General features: G+C 70.4%; 19 protein-coding genes and 2 pseudogenes. 12 read left to right on the top strand and 9 right to left on the bottom strand.

All coding sequences use genetic code 11. The features are described from left to right. Positions 1-21: 21 nt before the first annotated feature. Entirely contained in the window at positions 22-645 is a 624-nt protein-coding gene (locus tag StrepF001_RS35005) for a LysE family translocator (RefSeq protein WP_129802205.1), read from the bottom strand. Positions 646-747: 102 nt separating this feature from the next. Here StrepF001_RS35005 and StrepF001_RS35000 point away from each other — a divergent pair, with 102 nt between their 5' ends. After that, positions 748-1257 carry a GNAT family N-acetyltransferase gene (locus tag StrepF001_RS35000; RefSeq protein ID WP_129802281.1) on the top strand — a complete coding sequence of 170 codons (510 nt, stop codon included), beginning with the start codon at positions 748-750 and terminating at the stop codon, positions 1255-1257. 204 nt (positions 1258-1461) lie between these two features. Here StrepF001_RS35000 and sodN read toward each other — a convergent pair whose 3' ends face one another. Next, a complete protein-coding gene (sodN, locus tag StrepF001_RS34990; RefSeq protein WP_020136639.1) occupies positions 1462-1857 on the bottom strand; it encodes a superoxide dismutase, Ni in 396 nt (131 codons plus the stop codon). A gap of 145 nt (positions 1858-2002) precedes the next feature. Here sodN and sodX point away from each other — a divergent pair, with 145 nt between their 5' ends. After that, positions 2003-2437 carry a nickel-type superoxide dismutase maturation protease gene (gene sodX, locus StrepF001_RS34985; RefSeq protein WP_129802204.1) on the top strand — a complete coding sequence of 145 codons (435 nt, stop codon included), beginning with the start codon at positions 2003-2005 and terminating at the stop codon, positions 2435-2437. Here sodX and StrepF001_RS34980 read toward each other — a convergent pair. Further along, positions 2341-2970 (bottom strand): CGNR zinc finger domain-containing protein, encoded by a 630-nt coding sequence (locus StrepF001_RS34980; RefSeq protein ID WP_129802203.1) that lies wholly within the window; start codon positions 2968-2970, stop codon positions 2341-2343. The two genes, sodX and StrepF001_RS34980, sit on opposite strands and share 97 nt — an antisense overlap. A gap of 110 nt (positions 2971-3080) precedes the next feature. Here StrepF001_RS34980 and StrepF001_RS34975 point away from each other — a divergent pair, with 110 nt between their 5' ends. Further along, complete coding sequence (locus StrepF001_RS34975; RefSeq protein ID WP_129802202.1) at positions 3081-3851, top strand: class I SAM-dependent methyltransferase; 771 nt, start codon at positions 3081-3083, stop codon at positions 3849-3851. Between the two features lie 61 nt (positions 3852-3912). Here StrepF001_RS34975 and StrepF001_RS34970 read toward each other — a convergent pair whose 3' ends face one another. The 3 genes from StrepF001_RS34970 to StrepF001_RS34960 are packed head-to-tail and all read right to left on the bottom strand — an operon-like array spanning position 3913 to position 6658. After that, positions 3913-4719 carry an amino acid ABC transporter ATP-binding protein gene (locus tag StrepF001_RS34970; RefSeq protein WP_129802201.1) on the bottom strand — a complete coding sequence of 269 codons (807 nt, stop codon included), beginning with the start codon at positions 4717-4719 and terminating at the stop codon, positions 3913-3915. Further along, the gene (locus StrepF001_RS34965) at positions 4716-5654 is read right to left on the bottom strand and encodes an amino acid ABC transporter permease (protein ID WP_129802200.1); all 939 of its coding nucleotides are present in this window, start codon (positions 5652-5654) and stop codon (positions 4716-4718) included. Before StrepF001_RS34965 ends, StrepF001_RS34970 begins: the two co-directional genes overlap by 4 nt. Before the next feature lie 41 nt (positions 5655-5695). Further along, on the bottom strand, positions 5696-6658 hold the full coding sequence (locus tag StrepF001_RS34960; protein WP_129802199.1) for an ABC transporter substrate-binding protein: 963 nt from the start codon (positions 6656-6658) through the stop codon (positions 5696-5698). A gap of 550 nt (positions 6659-7208) precedes the next feature. Between StrepF001_RS34960 and StrepF001_RS34950 the strand changes: the two are divergent. The 4 genes and pseudogenes from StrepF001_RS34950 to StrepF001_RS34935 all read left to right on the top strand — a co-directional run. After that, positions 7209-8431 (top strand): annotated as a pseudogene (locus tag StrepF001_RS34950) (NADP-dependent malic enzyme). Positions 8432-8665: 234 nt separating this feature from the next. Beyond that, positions 8666-9631 (top strand): zinc-binding dehydrogenase, encoded by a 966-nt coding sequence (locus StrepF001_RS34945; RefSeq protein ID WP_129802198.1) that lies wholly within the window; start codon positions 8666-8668, stop codon positions 9629-9631. A 100-nt stretch (positions 9632-9731) separates the two neighbouring features. Further along, a complete protein-coding gene (locus StrepF001_RS34940; RefSeq protein WP_129802197.1) occupies positions 9732-9941 on the top strand; it encodes an HTH domain-containing protein in 210 nt (69 codons plus the stop codon). Beyond that, positions 9941-10476, top strand: a pseudogene (locus StrepF001_RS34935) (Clp protease N-terminal domain-containing protein); the annotation flags it as partial. The gene StrepF001_RS34940 and the pseudogene StrepF001_RS34935, both read left to right, overlap by 1 nt. Positions 10477-10731: 255 nt before the next feature. Here StrepF001_RS34935 and StrepF001_RS34930 read toward each other — a convergent pair. Continuing rightward, positions 10732-11784 carry a PadR family transcriptional regulator gene (locus tag StrepF001_RS34930; protein WP_129802196.1) on the bottom strand — a complete coding sequence of 351 codons (1053 nt, stop codon included), beginning with the start codon at positions 11782-11784 and terminating at the stop codon, positions 10732-10734. Position 11785: 1 nt separating this feature from the next. Continuing rightward, a complete protein-coding gene (locus StrepF001_RS34925; RefSeq protein WP_129802195.1) occupies positions 11786-12727 on the bottom strand; it encodes a DUF4097 family beta strand repeat-containing protein in 942 nt (313 codons plus the stop codon). Between the two features lie 167 nt (positions 12728-12894). Between StrepF001_RS34925 and StrepF001_RS34920 the strand changes: the two genes are divergently transcribed. Beyond that, positions 12895-13740, top strand: a complete 846-nt coding sequence (locus StrepF001_RS34920) for a hypothetical protein (RefSeq protein ID WP_129802194.1) — start codon at positions 12895-12897, stop codon at positions 13738-13740. Between the two features lie 55 nt (positions 13741-13795). On the opposite strand, the gene StrepF001_RS34915 is transcribed toward StrepF001_RS34920, so the two are convergent. Further along, entirely contained in the window at positions 13796-13975 is a 180-nt protein-coding gene (locus StrepF001_RS34915; protein WP_023586593.1) for a DUF6104 family protein, read from the bottom strand. Between the two features lie 134 nt (positions 13976-14109). Here StrepF001_RS34915 and StrepF001_RS34910 point away from each other — a divergent pair, with 134 nt between their 5' ends. The 4 genes from StrepF001_RS34910 to StrepF001_RS34895 all read left to right on the top strand — a co-directional run. Then, entirely contained in the window at positions 14110-14472 is a 363-nt protein-coding gene (locus StrepF001_RS34910) for a CU044_2847 family protein (RefSeq protein WP_129802193.1), read from the top strand. After that, entirely contained in the window at positions 14465-16429 is a 1965-nt protein-coding gene (locus StrepF001_RS34905) for a trypsin-like peptidase domain-containing protein (protein WP_129802192.1), read from the top strand. Before StrepF001_RS34910 ends, StrepF001_RS34905 begins: the two co-directional genes overlap by 8 nt. A 148-nt stretch (positions 16430-16577) precedes the next feature. Next, positions 16578-17600 (top strand): MoxR family ATPase, encoded by a 1023-nt coding sequence (locus tag StrepF001_RS34900; protein WP_129802191.1) that lies wholly within the window; start codon positions 16578-16580, stop codon positions 17598-17600. A 3-nt stretch (positions 17601-17603) separates the two neighbouring features. Continuing rightward, on the top strand, positions 17604-17806 hold a 203-nt coding region (locus StrepF001_RS34895), incomplete at its 3' end, for a hypothetical protein (protein ID WP_129802190.1).

The raw sequence follows: 17806 nt of genomic DNA, 5'->3' as shown, positions 1-17806 counted from the left end.
GGCCGCGATCGTAGAGGGCCGTCAGGACTCGGTGGCCAGGCGCACCCCCAGCCCGACGAGGACCGTCCCGCAGACCTGTTCCATACGGCGCCGAACGGACTGTCGCTGAAGTACTCCTCCCACCCGCCCGGCCAGCCAGACCAGCGGTAGATACCAGATCAGGTCGACGAGGGCCCAGATCACCGAGAAGGCGAGCAGTGTCGGAAGTACAGGGGCTTCGTGCGGAACGAACTGCGGCAGGAAGGAGACGGCGAACACGCCGGCCTTGGGATTGGCGAAGTTGGTGACCAGGCCCTGCCAGTACGCCCTCCGAAGCGACACCGCGGCTGATTCCGCCGGTCCCTCAGCCGGCCCCGCGGCCCGCCGCGCCTGCCACAAGGCACGCGCTCCCATCCACACCAGCACCGCGGCGCCGACGATCCGGATGACGTCGTAGGCGACCTCCGAGGCCAGCAGCAGGGCCGAGAGACCGAAGGCTGCGGCAAGGCCCCACAGCAGCACCCCGCACTCGTTGCCCAGGACCGTGGCCGTGCCGGTCCTGCGGCCGTTCACCACCGCCCGACGCAGGATCACGACCGTGCTCGGCCCCGGCACCATGGCGATCAGGAAGGCCGCACCGACGAACGCAACGACGGAAGTCATCATCGGGGCAGCATCGCCAAGCTTGTTGATGCCCCACAAGGCCTTTCTCGGAAGGGCGCCGAATTGGATGGACACGGCTCGGCACGGTGACCGATGATCTTCTCCATGATCCGGGCCGCCACTGTGAACGACGTCGCGGAGATCCGCGCGATGATCCGCGAACTAGCCGAGTACGAACGGGCTGTTGAGCAGGCCCGTGCGACCGAGGAACAGCTCCGCGAGGCGCTGTTCGGCGAGCATCCCGCCGCCTTCGCACTGATCGCCGAGGATGACGGGACGGGCGAGACCGTGGGCTATGCCCTGTGGTTCCCGCGCTTTTCGACCTGGACCGGCACGCGCGGCGTGCACCTGGAGGACCTCTACGTACGGCCGCACGCCCGGGGTGGAGGACACGGCAAGGCTCTGCTCGCCTCCCTGGCCGCGATCTGCGAGCGACACGGCTACGAGCGCTTCGAATGGTGGGTCCTGGCCTGGAACGAGCCGACGATCGACTTCTACAAGTCGCTCGGCGTGGAGTTTCTGGACGAGTGGACGGTATGCCGGCTGAGCGGTGAACCCCTCAGGGAACTCGCTGACCAGGCCCCAGCTGTCCTCAACCAGACCTCCGCCCTGTAGGACGGAGCGGTATGCGACCTCCGTCGCGGACGCCATCGGGCGTGGCGGGGCCGAGAACGCTGCCTGTCTACGCCCGTCGGCGGCCGGGCGAACAAGACCGCACCCGGACCGTCATGGACGCCGTGTTCGGCGGCCTGCGGGCCGGGTGCGGAAAGGGAGACCAGGCGACCAAGGAAATCGCAGGTCAAGCGGCATGATCGAAGATCAGGCCTTCTTGGTCTCCCAGAAGATCTTGTCGATCTGGGCGATGTAGTCCAGGGCCTTCTGGCCGGTGGCCGGGTCGGTGGACGCCTTGGCGGCCGAGAGGGCCTTCAGGGTGTCGTTGACCAGCTGGTGCAGCTCGGGGTACTTCTCGAAGTGCGGGGGCTTGAAGTAGTCGCTCCAGAGCACCGAGACGTGGTGCTTGGCGAGTTCGGCGCGCTGCTCCTTGATGACGGTGGCGCGAGCCTGGAAGTGCGGGTCGTCGTTGGCGGCCATCTTCTCCTGTACGGCCTTCACCGACTCCGCCTCGATGCGGGCCTGGGCAGGGTCGTACACACCGCAGGGCAGGTCGCAGTGTGCGCTGACCTTGACCTTGGGGGCAAACAGGCGGGAAAGCATGGAGCATTCCTTCCTCGTGATCGTCTTCTCAGGTGGGACATTACTCCCTGAGGGACGGGATTTCGCGAGTGCCCCCATGGGCTTAGGACAAAAGTCCGGGGTGAGACTGAGACTGGTGGAGCGTCGAGCAGGGGAGGTGCCGGGGATGCCGGAACTGTCGGAGGAGAGCGAGCGCAGGGGGGCGCTGCTGCCCTTCGGGGCGGCCGAGGTGACCGGTCCCTCCATGGTGCCGACGCTGTTCCACGGGGACCGGCTCGTGGTGCGCTACGGCGCTCGGATCCGGCCTGGTGACGTCGTCGTTTTGCGTCATCCGTTCCAGCAGGACCTGCTGGTGGTCAAGCGGGCCGCGGAGCGCCGCGAGGGCGGCTGGTGGGTGCTCGGGGACAACGCGTACGCCGGTGGCGACAGTACGGATTACGGCACCGTGCCGGAGGAGCTGGTCCTTGGGCGGGTGCGGTTCCGGTACCGGCCGCGGCGGGCCGATCAGCGTTCGCTGCTCGCGGTGCTGCGCTGGGCGCTGTCGGCGGCCCGGCCCGTCTTCTCCGACCGGTCGGCCTCCAGGCGTTTGCGGGCGCGGTAGGCGGCCACGTTGGCGCGGGTGGCGCAGCGATCGGAGCAGTAGCGCCGGGAGCGGTTGGTGGAGGTGTCGAGGTAGGCGTTGCGGCACGGGGCCGCCTCGCACAGGCCCAGGCGGTCCACGCCGTACTCCGTGAGGTGGAAGGCCAGGCCCATCGCCGCGATCGCCGCGTAGCCCGCGGTCGCGTTCGACGGGTGGTCCGCCAGGTGCATGTGCCACAGGGGGCGGCCGTCGTCGTCGCGGAAGTCGTGCCCGGAGATCTGCGGGCTCACCGGGAACTCCAGGAGCAGGGAGTTCAGCAGGTCCACCGCGAGCGTCTCGTCACCGCTGTCGGCCGCCTCGAAGACCGCACGCAGCCGGGCCCGGACCGAGCGGAACCGCGTCACGTCCGCGTCGGTGGCGCGGCGGGCCGCCGACTGGTTGCCGCCGAACAGGTCGCGGACGGCCTCGACCGAGGTCAGTGAGTCCTTGCCCCGGGCCGGTTCCTCGCTGTTGACGAGACGTACGGCGTAATCCGAGTAATAGGCCAGTTCCACTTGTAGTCCTTACGGAGGGGCTCTATGGTCGTGCTGCGGTCGCGTAACAGACGGTTCTGCTTCCAGGGTATTACGCGTCGTATCGGGCGACGAGCTGACGGAGGGCGCCAATGACGGACATGGAGACCACTGCCACCGGTACCGACTGGCAGGCCTGGCAGCGCAGCTGGGACCGGCAGCAGGAGTGGTACATGCCCGACCGGGAAGAACGCTTCCGGGTCATGCTGGACATGGTGGAGGCCTTCACCGGCGACGAGCCGCGCGTCCTCGACCTCGCCTGCGGCACGGGCAGCATCACCGCCCGCCTGTTCGAGCGGTTTCCCAAGGCCACCAGCACCGGCATCGACCTCGACCCCGCGCTGCTCGCCATCGCCCGCGGCACCTTCGACGGCGACGACCGTGTCACCTTCGTCGAGGCGGACCTCAAGGACCCCGACTGGCCCGCCCGGCTGCCGTACGACACGTACGACGCCGTCCTCACCGCCACCGCGCTGCACTGGTTCCACGCCGGACCCCTCGAGGCGCTCTACGGCCGGATCGCCGGGCTCGTCCGGCACGGCGGCGTCTTCATGAACGCCGACCACATGATCGACGACACCACGCCCCGCATCAACGCGGCCGAGCGCACCCTGCGGCACGCCCGCATGGACCAGGCGCAGAAGGCCGGCGCCCTCGACTGGGCCGAGTGGTGGCAGCTCGCCGCCAAGGACCCGGTCCTCGCCGCGCCCACCGCCCGCCGCTTCGAGATCTACGGCGACCACGCCGACGGTGACATGCCGTCCGCCGCCTGGCACGCGCGCGTACTGCGCGACAAGGGCTTCGCAGAGGCGCGTCCGGTGTGGTGCTCGCCGTCGGACACGCTGTTGCTGGCGCTCAAGTAAGGCCGGACAGGAGAAGGGGCGGTACGGAAGTCCTCCGTACCGCCCCTTCTGCTGCGTACCGTCAGAGCACCTTCGACAGGAACGCCTTCGTACGCTCGTGCTGCGGGTCGGTCAGGACGTCGCGCGGGTTGCCGGACTCGACGACCACACCGCCGTCCATGAAGACCAGGCTGTCGCCGACCTCGCGGGCGAAGCCCATCTCGTGGGTGACGACGACCATCGTCATGCCGGACTCGGCCAGGTCGCGCATGACGTCGAGGACGTCACCGACCAGCTCCGGGTCCAACGCCGAGGTCGGCTCGTCGAACAGCATCAGCTTCGGGTCCATCGCGAGGGCCCGGGCGATCGCCACGCGCTGCTGCTGGCCGCCGGAGAGCTGCGACGGGTAGTTCCCCGCCTTGTCGGCCAGGCCCACCCGGTCCAGGAGCTGTGCCGCCCGCTCCCTGGCCTGGGCCTTGCTGGTGCCCTTCACCTGGATCGGGGCCTCCATGACGTTCTCCAGCGCCGTCATGTGCGGGAACAGGTTGAAGCGCTGGAAGACCATGCCGATGTCCCGGCGCTTCAGTGCGACCTCGCTGTCCTTGAGCTCGTACAGCTTGTCGCCCTTCTGGCGGTAACCGACGAGTTCCCCGTCGACGTACAGGCGACCGGAGTTGATCTTCTCCAGGTGGTTGATGCACCTGAGGAACGTCGACTTGCCGGAGCCGGAGGGGCCGATGAGGCAGAACACCTCGCCGGTCTTCACCTCCAGGTCGATGCCCTTGAGGACCTCGACGTGGCCGAAGGACTTGTGGACGCCCTCGGCCTTGACCATCGGGACGACGGAGTGCTCCGCGGAGGTGTCCGTCTTGCTCACGTTCTCGGTCATGCCGTGACTCCCTTCCGGCTCGACAGGGAGAGCACGTTCTTCTTGATCTTCTGCCACGGCGTGGGCGGCAGCTGCCGGCTGGAGCCCCGGGCGTAGTACCTCTCAAGGTAGTACTGGCCGACGCTGAACACCGAGGTCAGCAGGAGGTACCAGGCCGCAGCGAGGAACAGCATCTCGGCCGGGGCGCCGGAGGTCTGGCCGATGTCCTGGGCCACGCGGAGCAGTTCGGAGTACTGGACGACCGAGACCAGCGAGGTCGTCTTCAGCATGTTGATGACCTCGTTGCCCGTCGGCGGCACGATCACGCGCATCGCCTGCGGGATGACGATCCTGCGCAGCGTCTTGGCGTGGCTCATGCCCAGCGCGTGCGCCGCCTCGGTCTGGCCCTCGTCGACCGCGAGCAGACCGGCGCGGCAGATCTCGGCCATGTACGCGGCCTCGTTGAGACCCAGGCCGAGCAGCGCGGTCAGGAACGGGGTCATGAAGTCCGACCACTCGTCCCGGTAGACCGGACCGAGGTTGATGTACTCGAAGACCAGGCCCAGGTTGAACCAGACGATGAGCTGGACCAGGACCGGGGTGCCGCGGAAGAACCAGATGTAGAACCACGCGATGGCGGAGGTCACGGGGTTCTTCGACAGCCGCATCACGGCGAGCAGGATGCCGCCGACGATGCCGATCGCCATGGACAGGGCGGTCAGCAGCAGCGTCTTGCCCACACCGCTGAGGACGCGGTCGTCGAAGAAGTAGTCCGGGATCGCCCCCCAGTTGATCTTGCCCTGGGAGAACGCGTACACGACCGCACCGAGTAGTGCGATCGCGACGACGGCGGAGACGTACCGCCCGTAGTGCCGGACCGGGATGGCCTTGATGGCCTCCGGTCCGGCCGGAGGCGTGTCGGCCGGCCCCGTCGTCTTGTCGATGTCAACAGTCACGGGTGTTGCCTTTCAGTGGTCGCTGGTCGCCGACCGAGCGATCACTTGCCGCCGTTGATGGCGGCCTTGTCGACGGCGCCGTCCTCGACGCCCCACTTCTTTATGATCTTGTCGTACTCGCCGTTCGCGATGATCGCATCCAGGGCCGCCTGCAGGGCGTCCCGCAGCTGGGTGTTGTTCTTGGCGACCGCGATGCCGTACGGGGCGGCCTCGACCTGCTCGCCGACGAGCTGGAAGTCCTTGCCGCCGCCGGAGGTCTGCACCGCGTACGCGGCGACCGGGAAGTCGGAGGAGCCGGCGTCGGCGCCGCCCGCGCGCAGGCGGGTCTGGGCCTGCTGGTCGTTGTCGAAGGCCTCGATGGAGAGCTTCTTGCCCTTCGGGCAGTTCTTCGCCTCGGCCTTGGCGAGGTCCTCGGAGACCGTGCCGCGCTGCACCACGATCTTCTTGCCGCACAGGTCGGACCAGGTCTTGATGCCCTGGTCGTCGCCCTTCTTGGTGTAGATCGAGACACCGGCGGTGAAGTAGTCCACGAAGTCGACGCCCTCACCGACCTTCTTGCCGGTGTCGGAGTCGATGCCCTCCTGGCGGTCCTTGGTGTCGGTCATCGCGGACATGGCGATGTCGTAGCGCTTGGAGCGCAGACCGGTGATGAGGGTGTCGAACGTGCCGTTCTCGAACTGGAACGTCACGCCGAGCTGCTTGCCCATGGCGGCGGCGATGTCCGGGTCGATACCGACCGTCTTGCCGGAGCTGTCCTTGAACTCGACCGGCGCGTACGCGATGTCCGAACCGACCTTGATGACGCCCTTGTCGCGGATCTCCTTGGGCAGCTTGTCGGCCAGCGGGGCGGCCGCGGTCGTCGCGTCCGTGCTGTCCGAGCCGCCGCCGTTCTCCGTCTGGTCACCGCAGCCGGTGAGCAGCAGGGCACCTGCGACCGCGATCGCACCGACCGCGGCTAGCCGGGAACGCGCGGCGGTCGTACGACGGGTGGAGCTGGCGGTCATTGTGGGTTCCTCCGGCGGATGGGTGGAGTTGCCGATGGGTCGACGAGAACACACAGCTTCGGGTGTCGCGACCTCGTGTGATTACCGCATCTTGCCATTCGGACTGGACCATTCAGGTGACCCGCGATGTCAAAATCGGATAACGAGTGCCCCTCGAACCGGACCACTCCGGGACATCCCGACCGGATCTTCTGTGGGAATCCCCGGTTCCGGCAGGAAGATCTTCGGTGTGTCTCAGGATGTGGCTGTTCGATAGCCGGTGTCCTGTGTCCGTTGAGTGGTTGTCGGCGGTTTGTCGAGGCCTTGTCCCCATATTCAGGCATGAGTCATGTCACTGGCATGTGAGCTTCGCGCTATCGACTCGTCGACGACACCCTCCGTCAGGTAAGAAGGTTCTTTACACCCCTCATCCGGGGCTCAGGGCGCGTGTGCGGCGCGCCCGTCGCGTAGGCCCGTACGCATCACTCACCAGGGCCGTACGCGGTGCCCGCCCACCCCTCACCAGGAGTGGTCAACCCTCAAACCATGAAGACTTAAGGGGTAAAACAAAGTGGCAGCGGAGATCGTCAATCCTCGCAGCGACAGCAGTACGGAGCAGGAGGGCGGGGCAGAGCCCCTCGATTCCTTCGATCCGGCGTTCGCGCTGCACCGCGGCGGCAAGATGGCTGTGCAGGCCACCGTGCCGGTCCGGGACAAGGACGACCTGTCCCTGGCGTACACGCCCGGCGTCGCGAAGGTGTGCACCGCGATCGCCGAGCAGCCGGACCTCGTCCACGACTACACGTGGAAGTCGTCCGTCGTCGCCGTCGTGACCGACGGCACGGCCGTGCTCGGGCTCGGTGACATCGGGCCCGAGGCCTCCCTCCCGGTGATGGAGGGCAAGGCGATTCTGTTCAAGCAGTTCGGCGGCGTGGACGCCGTGCCGATCGCGTTGGCGTGCACCGACGTGGACGAGATCATCGAGACCGTGGTCCGGCTCGCTCCCTCCTTCGGCGGTGTGAACCTCGAGGACATCTCGGCACCGCGGTGCTTCGAGATCGAGCGCAGGCTCCAGGAGCGGCTGGACATCCCGGTCTTCCACGACGACCAGCACGGTACGGCGGTCGTGACGCTGGCCGCGCTGCGGAACGCGGCGCGGCTGAGCGAGAAGGAGCTCGGGGGGCTCAGGGCCGTCATCTCGGGCGCCGGCGCGGCGGGGGTCGCCATCGCGAAGATGCTGATCGAGGCCGGCATCGGCGATGTCGCGGTCGCGGACCGCAAGGGTGTCGTGTCGGCCGATCGGGACGACCTGACGCCGGTCAAGCGGGAGCTGGCCTCCTTCACGAACAAGGCGGGGCTCTCCGGGTCGCTGGAGGCGGCCCTGGCGGGCGCGGACGTCTTCATCGGGGTCTCCGGCGGTACGGTGCCGGAGGAGGCGGTCGCCTCCATGGCCGAGGGCGCGTTCGTGTTCGCGATGGCCAACCCGAATCCCGAGGTGCACCCCGATGTGGCGCACAAGTACGCGGCGGTCGTGGCGACCGGGCGGTCGGACTTCCCCAACCAGATCAACAACGTGCTGGCGTTCCCGGGAATCTTCGCGGGTGCGCTGCAGGTGCGGGCGTCGCGGATTACCGAGGGGATGAAGATCGCGGCGGCCGAGGCGTTGGCGGGGGTGGTGGGGGACGACCTCGCTGCGGACTACGTCATTCCGTCGCCGTTCGACGAGCGGGTCGCTCCGCGGTGACTGCGGCGGTTGCGGCGGCGGCGCGGGCGGAGGGTGTGGCTCGGCGCTGAGGGTTTTTATGGCCCCGTCCGGTTGGGCGGGGCCATTTTTCTTTTCTTTTCCCACCCTGCCCACCCGTTCGGATCATTGAGGAGTGGACGTCGCTTGTGGGGGCTGGGCGCCGTCGGCGGGTGCGGTGCGGGTGCCGGTGTGGCGGGGGCGCCGTGGGCGGTTTCTGGCAAGTGGGTGTGTGTCACAGGGGCGTACGGTTCCGTTGGGGGGAGTGGGAACCTATCGTCGGGCTCATGTTCGCTGTCTACGCCGCCCGAATCGATCGTGACCAGCCGCTCGCAGGCCTGGAGTTGGGGGAGCGCCCGGCCCCCGAGGCCCGGCCCGGCTGGAGTGTCGTCGATGTCAGGGCCGCTTCCCTCAACCACCACGACCTCTGGTCCCTGCGCGGCGTGGGCCTCCCGGAGGACCGGCTGCCGATGATCCTCGGCTGCGACGCCGCCGGTGTCGACGAGGACGGCAACGAGGTCGTCCTGCACTCCGTCATCGGCCAGACCGGCCATGGCGTCGGCCCGAAGGAACCCCGGTCCATCCTGACCGAGCGCTACCAGGGCACGTTCGCCGAGCGGGTCGCCGTACCGACGTGGAACGTTCTGCCCAAGCCCAAGGAGCTGTCCTTCGAGGAGGCCGCCTGTCTGCCCACGGCCTGGCTGACGGCGTATCGGATGCTGTTCACCAACGCCGGGGTACGGCCCGGTGACTCGGTGCTGGTGCAGGGCGCCGGCGGTGGTGTCGCCACGGCCGCGATCGTGCTCGGCAAGGCCGCGGGGCTGCGGGTCTTCGCGACCAGCCGGGACGAGGCCAAGCGCAAGCGTGCCCTGGAGCTGGGGGCCGTGGAGGCGGTGGAGCCGGGGGCGCGGCTGCCGCAGCGGGTGGACGCCGTGATCGAGACGGTGGGGGCGGCCACCTGGTCGCACTCGGTGAAGTCCCTGCGTCCCGGCGGCACGCTGGTCATTTCCGGCGCCACGAGCGGTGACCGGCCCTCCCATGCCGAACTGACCCGGATCTTCTTCCTGGAGCTGAAGGTCGTCGGCTCGACCATGGGTACCAAGGAGGAACTGGAGGACCTGCTGTCCTTCTGTGCCGCCACCGGGGTGCGGCCCGTCATCGACGAGGTGCTGCCGATGGACCGGGCCCGCGAGGGCTTCGAACGGATGGAGTCGGGCGAGCAGTTCGGGAAGATCGTGCTCACCAACAGCTGACGGTTTGCGGGTACTGCAACGGCCGGTCCGGGTCTCGGGCCGGCCGTTTGTGTTGTCAATCGGGGTTGACAAGCGAGGTGTGTCAACGTAAGTTGACATCATGACCGAAGCTACGGAACTCGCCGAGCGTGCCGGTGACCGTGATCCGCGGGTCGGACTGCGGGCCGTCGCCGCGCTGCGCAGGCTGCTGGAGCAGTTGGAGGCCGTCCAGGTGCGCAGCGCGCGCAATCAGGGCTGGTCGTGGCAGGAGATCGCCGCGGAACTCGGTGTGAGCAGGCAGGCCGTGCACAAGAAGTACGGGAGGCGATGATGTTCGAACGGTTTACGGAGGATGCCCGTTCGGTGGTCAAGGGGGCCGTCGAGCAGTGCGAGAGGTCGGGGGCGCAGACCGTCGATGCCGAGCACCTGCTGCTCGCGCTGATGGACCGAGGGGCCGGCAAGGGTGCGTTCGCGCTGGCCGCTCTGGGGCTCGCCGAGCGTGCGGAGTCGGTGGCGGGGCGCTGGGGGAGGCCCGGCGTCGCGCGGACTGTCGCAGGCCGAGACCGATGCGCTGGCCGGGCTGGGGATCGATGTCTCGGAGATCGTTTCGCGGGTGGAGGAGGCGCATGGCGTGGGTGCCATGTCCGGGGACCGGAAGGACGGGGGGTGGTGGGCGGGCGCCGTTCCTTCGGCCGGGCGCCAAGGACGTGCTCGTGAAGTCCCTGCGTGTCGCCGTCGCCCGCCGGGACCGGCGCATCGGCGACGAGCACATCCTGCTCGCGCTCACATCCCGCCCGGGCGTCGCAGCGGAGGTCCTCGCCGACCACGGGGTCACGTATGAGTCGGTGACGCGGGTGCTCTACGGCGGGGAGAGGCCCGGACGGGCTGAACCGGGGGCGGTTGCCCTCGGGTGGGTGCGAGGCTCGCAGCCCGGCGTTGCGGTGCCTCCCCCAGAGGGGGCCCCCAGCGCCCACCCTCCCCCACTCTCGGCTTCGCTCGAGCGGGGGGACCCCCATCGCCCTGGGGGTCCCCCCCAGGGCGATCAGGCACTGGGGGAGGCACGGCTGCCTGCAGCTACGCAGGCGGGGTGCCGCTGACCATCTTCCGGCGTGTGGTGGTGCCTACCGCTTCGGTGTCCTCAGCAGCGCCCCGATGTGTGCCGCCGCCGTCGACAGATGGCGGCGGGCCTCACGGAGTTGGTCCGCGGTGACGCCGTGGTCGCGGGCCGTGTCGCGGATGTCGTCCCGGAAGCGGTCGAGGAGACGGTCCAGGTCGCGGGCCGTGTCGCCGGTGGAGGTTGTGTCGTGGGCCCAGGCCGGCTCGTAGTCGGCCGGGAAGTCCTCCGGTGTCGTCGAGTGCTCCGGACCCGCGGTCGACTTGGCGGCGTTGCCGCGGCCGAAGCCGAGGTCCTTGCCGAACTCCATGCCGAAGTCCTTGCCGAACTCGCCGAACTCCTTGGCCAGTTCCGTCAGGCCCTCGCGCACCCCCGTCGGCCAGTCGCCCCGGGCGAAGTGGTCCTGCACCTGCTCCTGGACCCGCTGGGCGATGCGCTGCACCTCCTCCTGCGCCTGCGCCCGGGCCCGGTCCTGCGCCTCCTTGGCCTGGCGGCGGGCCCGCTGGGCCTCCTCGCGCGCCCTGCGGCTCTCGTCCTTGGCGCGCCGGGCCTGTTCCTTCCACTCCTGCTTGACCCGGCGCATCTCCTCCTTGGCGAGGCGCCAGGCTTCCTTCTCGCCGTAGTCACCGTAGTCGCCGAAGTCCCCGGCGGCGCCGCGGCCCTGGGCGCCCTTGCGGGCCTCGGTCGCCGCCGCCCGCATCTCGCGCCGCAGGTCGCCCGCCGCGCCGCGTACATCGGCCTGGATCTCGGCGGCCAGTTCCGCCACCGACTCGCGGATCTCCAGCTCCAGGTCGGCCAGTTCGCCGCTGCGGTCGGCCAGTTCGGCACGGCCCGCGTCCGTGATGGCGTACACCTTGCGGCCGCCCTCGGTGGTGTGCGTGACCAGGCCCTCGGCCTCCAGCTTGGCCAGGCGCGGGTACACCGTGCCCGCCGACGGTGCGTACAGCCCCTGGAAGCGTTCTTCGAGGAGGCGGATCACTTCGTAGCCGTGGCGCGGGGCCTCGTCGAGCAGCTTCAGCAGGTAGAGGCGGAGGCGGCCATGAGCGAAGACGGGGGGCATGTCAGAGCACCTTCTTGTCGGTCGAACCGTCGGCCGGGGCGCTGGACGGGGTCGTGTCCTCGCTCCGGCCGGACGCCGAATTGTCCCCCGAGTCGTCCTGTGGACCGCCTGCCGGCCCGTCCCACGGCCCGTCCTCCACCGGCGGGCGGCGCAGCAGGGCGATGGAGCCGGAGACGGTCGTGGCCTTCAGCCGGCCGTTGCCCGTGCCGAGGCGGCCGGTGATGCGCTTGGCGCCCCACTGGCCGGTGACCCGGAGGTCCTCGAAGGCGTTGGAGACCGCTCCGCTCGCGGTGTTGGCCTCCACCTCCGCGTCCGCCGGATGCGGCAGCCGAATGGCGATCTCGCCGGAGACGCTGGTCAGGCTGACGTCGGTGGGGCTGCCCGCCGGGTCGAGGTCGACGATCATCGATCCGCTCACCGAGTCCGCCTTGACGGAGGAGCCGGCGCCCTCGACGACGGTGAGGTCACCGGAGACGGAGTTGAAGCGCAGGTCGCCGGAGAGGGCCTGGGCCTCCACGTTCCCCGAGACGGTGTCCGCGCGGACCGGCCCCGCCAGCCCCACGAGTGTCGTGTCCCCGGAGACGCCCTTCACCTCCGCGCGCCCCTCGACGCCGGAGACCACGGCGGCGGCGCTGACCACGCCCACCTCGACGCGCGTGCTCACCGGCACCGCCAGTGAGACGACGGCGCTGCGGCGCCAGCCCTTGCGGTCGAGCCACTTCAGGAAGCCCTTCCACGGCAGGTCCTCGTACGCCACGGTGAGCGTGCCGCCCTGCTGGGTGACCACCAGGGGCGGTCCCTCGATCTCGCTGACCTCCAGGCGGGCGGAACCTTCGTCCGTCCCCACCACGTTCACCGTTCCGTCGACGATGCGTACGTGAAGTTCGCGCACGGGGTCGTCGAAGGTGAGCTTGCTCGGCTCGGCGACGGACCACTCGGACATGGTGCTGACCTCCTCGACCTGCCGGGCCGCACGCGGGACCGGACGGACCTCGACACGCCATATCGCGTCTTCCGTAAAACACGATATATCGTGGGGGCGGGAAGTCAAGGCACTCGTTCTGGTGACCGCCCGTCTCCGAACCGGGACAAATGCCCTAGCGTGTGAGCATGTCGACGGAAGAGTTCCGGGCCGACGCCCGGGCCGATCCCGTGGCCCCCGGCGCCCTGCTGCTCTGCCGGGCCCCCGCCCATGCCGTGGCCCCCGCCGCCCGTCTGCTGCGGGCCCGGATGGTGCTCACCCGGGCCGGCGAGAACTGGAGCGTCCTCGTCCCGGAGGGCGGGCCCTGGCTGGACGGCACCGAGCCCGTCGACCGGGTGCTCACCGGCTGGGCCACGGCTCTCGCCGTCGGCGCCCCCTGGCCCGTACTCGCCCTGTGGTGGGACGCGGACCGCGCCGGTTACACACTCGCGTCCGGCTTCCGGCGCCCGGTCGGCTACGTCTGGCTCTCGGGCGGCACCCCGGTCGGCGAGGGCGAGGCCATGCACACCTTCGCCGCGTGCCTCGGCCTGGACCCGGCCCTCGACGTGCGGTCCCTGGACCGCCTGACGAAATCCGACCCCTCGGCCGACGCCCCGGCCCGCCTGCGCGGTCTGCTCGCCGTGCTCACGCGCGCGGGAGTCCGTCTGCCGGCAGGCCTCAGCCCCGGCGAATCCGCCGACCGCCTCCGCGCGGCCGCCCGCGCCCAGCCGGACGCCCGCACGGTCGAGGGGACGGCCCGGCCCGCGGCGTCCCGCACGGGACCCGACGCCGGGGGCGGCCGCCTCGGCCCGTACCTTCCCTGGTCCGGCGACCCCAGGGCCCGCGCGCTCGCCCTCGCTCAGGTCGCCGCGGGCCTCCCCCTCACCGTCTGGGGCCTACGCCGTCACAGCGGCGGCTGGACCACAGCGGGGGCGCTCCTCCTGGCCCACGGCACCCTGGGCCTGGCGTACGAACTGGGCCGACCGCACGACTGACGGCCGAGTGGGCGCACACAAACGAGGCGCCCGCACAAGCAAACCCCGGCCGGACCTACTCCTCGTCCTCGTCGTCCAGCCGCGCCAGCCATGTCGCCAGCCGCTCCACCGGTACCTCGAAGTCGGGGTTCAGGTCGACGAAGGTCCGCAGTTGCTCGGCGAGCCACTCGAACGTGACCTCTTCCTCGCCGCGCCGCTTCTCCAGTTCTTCGATGCCTCGGTCGGTGAAGTACATGTCCTCAGAATATGCGCCACTCGGCCGGTCGGGGGACTCGCACCGGAACCGTCGGTACGGCTAGCCTCGTCGCAGCTCAAGTGTGGTCCGGCTGCGGCCGGTTGGACGGGACGCAAGCTCGACGGGGGAGCGGCATGAGTCACATCCAGGACATCGAACTGCCCGACGGCACGGTCATCACCGCCCGGATCGGCAGCGCGGACGCCTACGGGGAGCAGGAGGACGTCGGCTTCACCGACGCCGCCCTCGCCAAGGTCGAACAGCTCCAGGACCTGATCAAGGCCGTAGGCGGCACCGTGCTCGACGCCGCCCGTGCGTCCCGGCCCGACCAGGCCGCCATCACCTTCGGGGTGGAGCTGACCGCCAAGGAGGGGATCGCGGTCGCCGTGCTCGCCAGGGGAGAGGCCAAGGCCTCGCTGCAGGTCACGTTGACGTGGCAGTTCGACCGGCAGCCCACCGAGGCCCCCGCCGCGCCGGACCCGGCCGCGCATGACTGAGCGCACCGAACGCCTGCACGCCCTGGCCAAGGCCGCCACCGTCCACCTGCTGTCCGCCGAGGGCGACGACAAGCCGCTGTGGGGCAGCGGATTCCTCGTCGCCCCGGGCTGGGTGCTGACCGCCGCCCATGTGGTGCGCCCGCACCTCGCCGCCCGTCGCGACCTGACCTTCCGGGTGTGCGGCGAGGGTGTCGACGCCGAGGCCCGGCTCGAGGCCTGGCTGCTCACGCATCCGGAGCGGCCCGTCGTACCGCTGGAGGAGGACCTGGCCCTGGTGCGGCTCGCGGGCGATGCCGACGAGCACCAGCACGAGTGCGTGTGGCTCGCCGACCGGGACGTACGGCACTCCGGCGCCGTCAAGGTCTACGGCTACTACCCCGAGCCGCCGCACACCCACGCCCGTGCGGTGGACGCCGAGATCAACGGCCACGAGGACGGCTACGGGCTGATCATCAAGCCCGACATCGACTTCCCGGCCGGAGTCTCCGGCGGTCCGCTGCTCGACCCGGACACCGGAGCCGTGGTCGGACTGGTCAAGTCCCGTCGCCGGCAGCAGGACGGCGGGAAGGCGGTCGCCATATCGGCGCTGCGCCGCTTCGGACAGATGTACCGCACCGTCATCGCCGCCCACGACCGGTGGCACGGCACCGAGCCGCTCTCCGAGAGCGGGGACAACTGGATCGACCTGCAGTCCGCTCCCGCCGCCGACGGCGGTGAGCGGTGGACGCCGGACGACCGGCGCACCGCGCTGCGTCTGCTCGCCGCGCTGCCCGCTCCGCCCGACGCGCCCACCGTGGAGGTCCTCGCGAGCCGCGCCCGCAGTGGCCGGCGGTGGCCGGGGCGGGCCCCCGAACTGCAGACCTGGCGCGACGGTTACGGCCTGCTCTACGAGGGCCCGCATCCGCTCGACTCGCTCACCTTCCTGCGCTATCTGAAGTTCGTCGAGGCGTACATACGCTGCCGGGGCGGGGACTGTTCGCAGCTCGCCGACTGGATCGACCGGCGGCTGCGCCGGGACCCACGCCGGGACATGCACGACTTCGTCCGGGACGCAACGCTCCCCGAAGCGGTCCGGCCCACCGCGGCGGACGGACCGGAGCGCATCGTGATCCCCTATCCCGGCCCGGGCGAGGGCCCCACGGTCGCCGTGCTGCTCGACCCGGTGATCGGCTCGCAGCCCACCCGCTTCTTCTGGCAGATCTGGTTCGACGACGGTGACGGGTCCGACGAACCGGAGCTGTGGCAGACGGACGACTCCGTCCACGGCCACCTCCCCGGCGAACTCGTCCAGGCTCTGCGCGGCCCGCTGAGCGAACTGCTGCGCGCCAAGGACCGCGCCGACCTGCCCGTGCCGCTCGAAGTCGCCCTGCCCGCCGAGTACTTCGACACCGCCGTGCACCGCTGGCGGTTCGACGACATCGCCCAGCTCGACGACGCCGCACACCTCGGCGCACGCCGCCGGGTGGTGCTGCGCTCCCTCGCACGCCGGGGAGAACCGGACAAGCTGTGGGCCGAACGCTGGCAGGCCATGATTGCCCAGCAGCGCTTCACCGGCTGGCGCACCCCGCAACGCGGCGTCGCGGCCAGCGCCGGCAGCTATCGCGACGCGGCCTTCGACCACATCCCCGTGATGTGCCGCCCCGCCGGGCGCGGACCGGGCCGGACCGCGATGAAGCTCGCCCTGGACAACGGGCACGGCGTGGCCCTCTGGCACATCGACGGCCACGCCACCCGCACCTGCGCCGAGGCGTGCGACACCCTCCACGCCAAGGCGGAGGAACTCCTCGGCACCCTCGGCTCGCTGGCCGAACTCCCCGACCGGCTGCGCCACCTCCGGCAGGACATCAGCGAGCACTGCGCGGACCGCGCCTGGGCCGAGCCGCTCGCACTCCTGTACGACGACCCGCGGCGTCCACTGCCCGCGGAGGAGACCGAGACCCTGGACGCACCCCTGTGAGCGCCCCGGAGGACATCCGCGGCGGATGGCCGAAAACATCCGTGTGGCAGGCCTGTCCTGGGTACATTTCCAGGGGCCCGTTGTGGGTGCACAACGCCCCCGTCGGCCAGGACGTGGACCACCACCGACCGTCGACGAGGAGCGCACCATGAGCGAGTGGTTCGTCTACCAGGGCAACGGCCGCCCGGATCCGGCCAGGATCAACCGGCTCCCGGCGCCGCCCCCGTGGCGCAACTTCGACGCCCCGGTCGTGCCGTACGACGTCCCGGGTCTCGACTCCTCCACCCGCCGCAGGCTCGGCGCCGGCGCCGTACCCCTGCCCGTCCAGGGCGACAGGACTCTCGAACTCGTCAACGCCGCTCTCTACCTGAGGCGCCCCCTGCTCGTCACCGGCGAGCCCGGCGTGGGCAAGTCGACGCTGGCGCACTCCGTCGCGTACGAACTCGGACTCGGCCGGGTCCTGGAGTGGCCCATCGTGAGCCGCAGCGAACTGCGCGACGGGCTCTACACGTACGACGCCATCGGCCGCCTCCAGGACGCCCAGCTCCGGCGTGCCGCCCAGGCCGGGGCCACGGGGTCCGGACCGGAGTCCGAGGACATCGGCCGGTACATCAAACTCGGTCCGCTCGGCACCGCGCTGCTCGCCGCCGACCGGCCCCGCGTCCTGCTCATCGACGAGCTGGACAAGAGCGACATCGACCTGCCGAACGACCTGCTGAACGTGCTGGAGGAAGGCAGGTTCGCCATCCCCGAGCTGGAGCGGATCGCCGACCGGACACCGGTGGTGGAGGTGCTCACCGACGACGGACGCAAGGTCGCCGTGACGGACGGTCAGGTGCGCTGCCGGGCCTTTCCGTTCGTCGTGCTGACCAGCAACCGGGAGCGCGAGTTCCCGGCGCCCCTGCTGCGCCGCTGCATCCCGCTCGATCTCCAGGCCCCGCGCAACGAGGGCCTCGCCGCGCTCGTCCAGGCGCACTTCGGTGAGAACGCGCACGAAATCCACCGCGACATCCTCGACCAGTTCGTCGAGGCCGAGGCGGACGGCGCGCTGCGCCCCACCGACCAGCTCCTCAACGCCATCTTCCTCGCCGTGCACGCCGCCCGGGACGCGGTCCGGCGCGAGGAGATCTCGGCGCTGCTGATGCAGCCCCTGGACCGCGGGCCCAGGTAGCCGATGTCCGCACCGGCTCCGGGCACCCCGGCCGACGCCGTGAGCGAGGTGCTCACGGCGCTGGTCGCGCGCCTGCGCGACGCGGGCCTCGCCCCGGACGTCGAGGAGCTGGCGGACGCACTGTGGCTGGCCCGCCGGCTGCCGGCACCGGCGCGGCAGGAGCCGGACCGCACGACACCCGCCGCACCCGGCACACCCCACGGGCC

Origin of the sequence: Streptomyces sp. F001 (assembly GCF_004187715.1) — a bacterium.
GTDB classification, from domain to species: Bacteria; Actinomycetota; Actinomycetes; order Streptomycetales; family Streptomycetaceae; genus Streptomyces; species Streptomyces flavusporus.
The sequence above is the reverse complement of the archived record's forward strand: the minus strand, read 5'-3'. Positions and strand labels throughout refer to the sequence as shown.

Bases quoted from the DNA above. Each gene is read 5' to 3' on its own strand.
- StrepF001_RS35005 (WP_129802205.1), bottom strand. From the start codon at position 645: ATGATGACTTCCGTCGTTGCGTTCGTCGGTGCGGCCTTCCTGATCGCC.
- StrepF001_RS35000 (WP_129802281.1), top strand. From the start codon at position 748: ATGATCCGGGCCGCCACTGTGAACGACGTCGCGGAGATCCGCGCGATG.
- sodN (WP_020136639.1), bottom strand. From the start codon at position 1,857: ATGCTTTCCCGCCTGTTTGCCCCCAAGGTCAAGGTCAGCGCACACTGC.
- sodX (WP_129802204.1), top strand. From the start codon at position 2,003: ATGCCGGAACTGTCGGAGGAGAGCGAGCGCAGGGGGGCGCTGCTGCCC.
- StrepF001_RS34975 (WP_129802202.1), top strand. From the start codon at position 3,081: ATGACGGACATGGAGACCACTGCCACCGGTACCGACTGGCAGGCCTGG.
- StrepF001_RS34970 (WP_129802201.1), bottom strand. From the start codon at position 4,719: ATGACCGAGAACGTGAGCAAGACGGACACCTCCGCGGAGCACTCCGTC.
- StrepF001_RS34960 (WP_129802199.1), bottom strand. From the start codon at position 6,658: ATGACCGCCAGCTCCACCCGTCGTACGACCGCCGCGCGTTCCCGGCTA.
- StrepF001_RS34945 (WP_129802198.1), top strand. From the start codon at position 8,666: ATGTTCGCTGTCTACGCCGCCCGAATCGATCGTGACCAGCCGCTCGCA.
- StrepF001_RS34940 (WP_129802197.1), top strand. From the start codon at position 9,732: ATGACCGAAGCTACGGAACTCGCCGAGCGTGCCGGTGACCGTGATCCG.
- StrepF001_RS34930 (WP_129802196.1), bottom strand. From the start codon at position 11,784: ATGCCCCCCGTCTTCGCTCATGGCCGCCTCCGCCTCTACCTGCTGAAG.
- StrepF001_RS34925 (WP_129802195.1), bottom strand. From the start codon at position 12,727: ATGTCCGAGTGGTCCGTCGCCGAGCCGAGCAAGCTCACCTTCGACGAC.
- StrepF001_RS34920 (WP_129802194.1), top strand. From the start codon at position 12,895: ATGTCGACGGAAGAGTTCCGGGCCGACGCCCGGGCCGATCCCGTGGCC.
- StrepF001_RS34915 (WP_023586593.1), bottom strand. From the start codon at position 13,975: ATGTACTTCACCGACCGAGGCATCGAAGAACTGGAGAAGCGGCGCGGC.
- StrepF001_RS34910 (WP_129802193.1), top strand. From the start codon at position 14,110: ATGAGTCACATCCAGGACATCGAACTGCCCGACGGCACGGTCATCACC.
- StrepF001_RS34905 (WP_129802192.1), top strand. From the start codon at position 14,465: ATGACTGAGCGCACCGAACGCCTGCACGCCCTGGCCAAGGCCGCCACC.
- StrepF001_RS34900 (WP_129802191.1), top strand. From the start codon at position 16,578: ATGAGCGAGTGGTTCGTCTACCAGGGCAACGGCCGCCCGGATCCGGCC.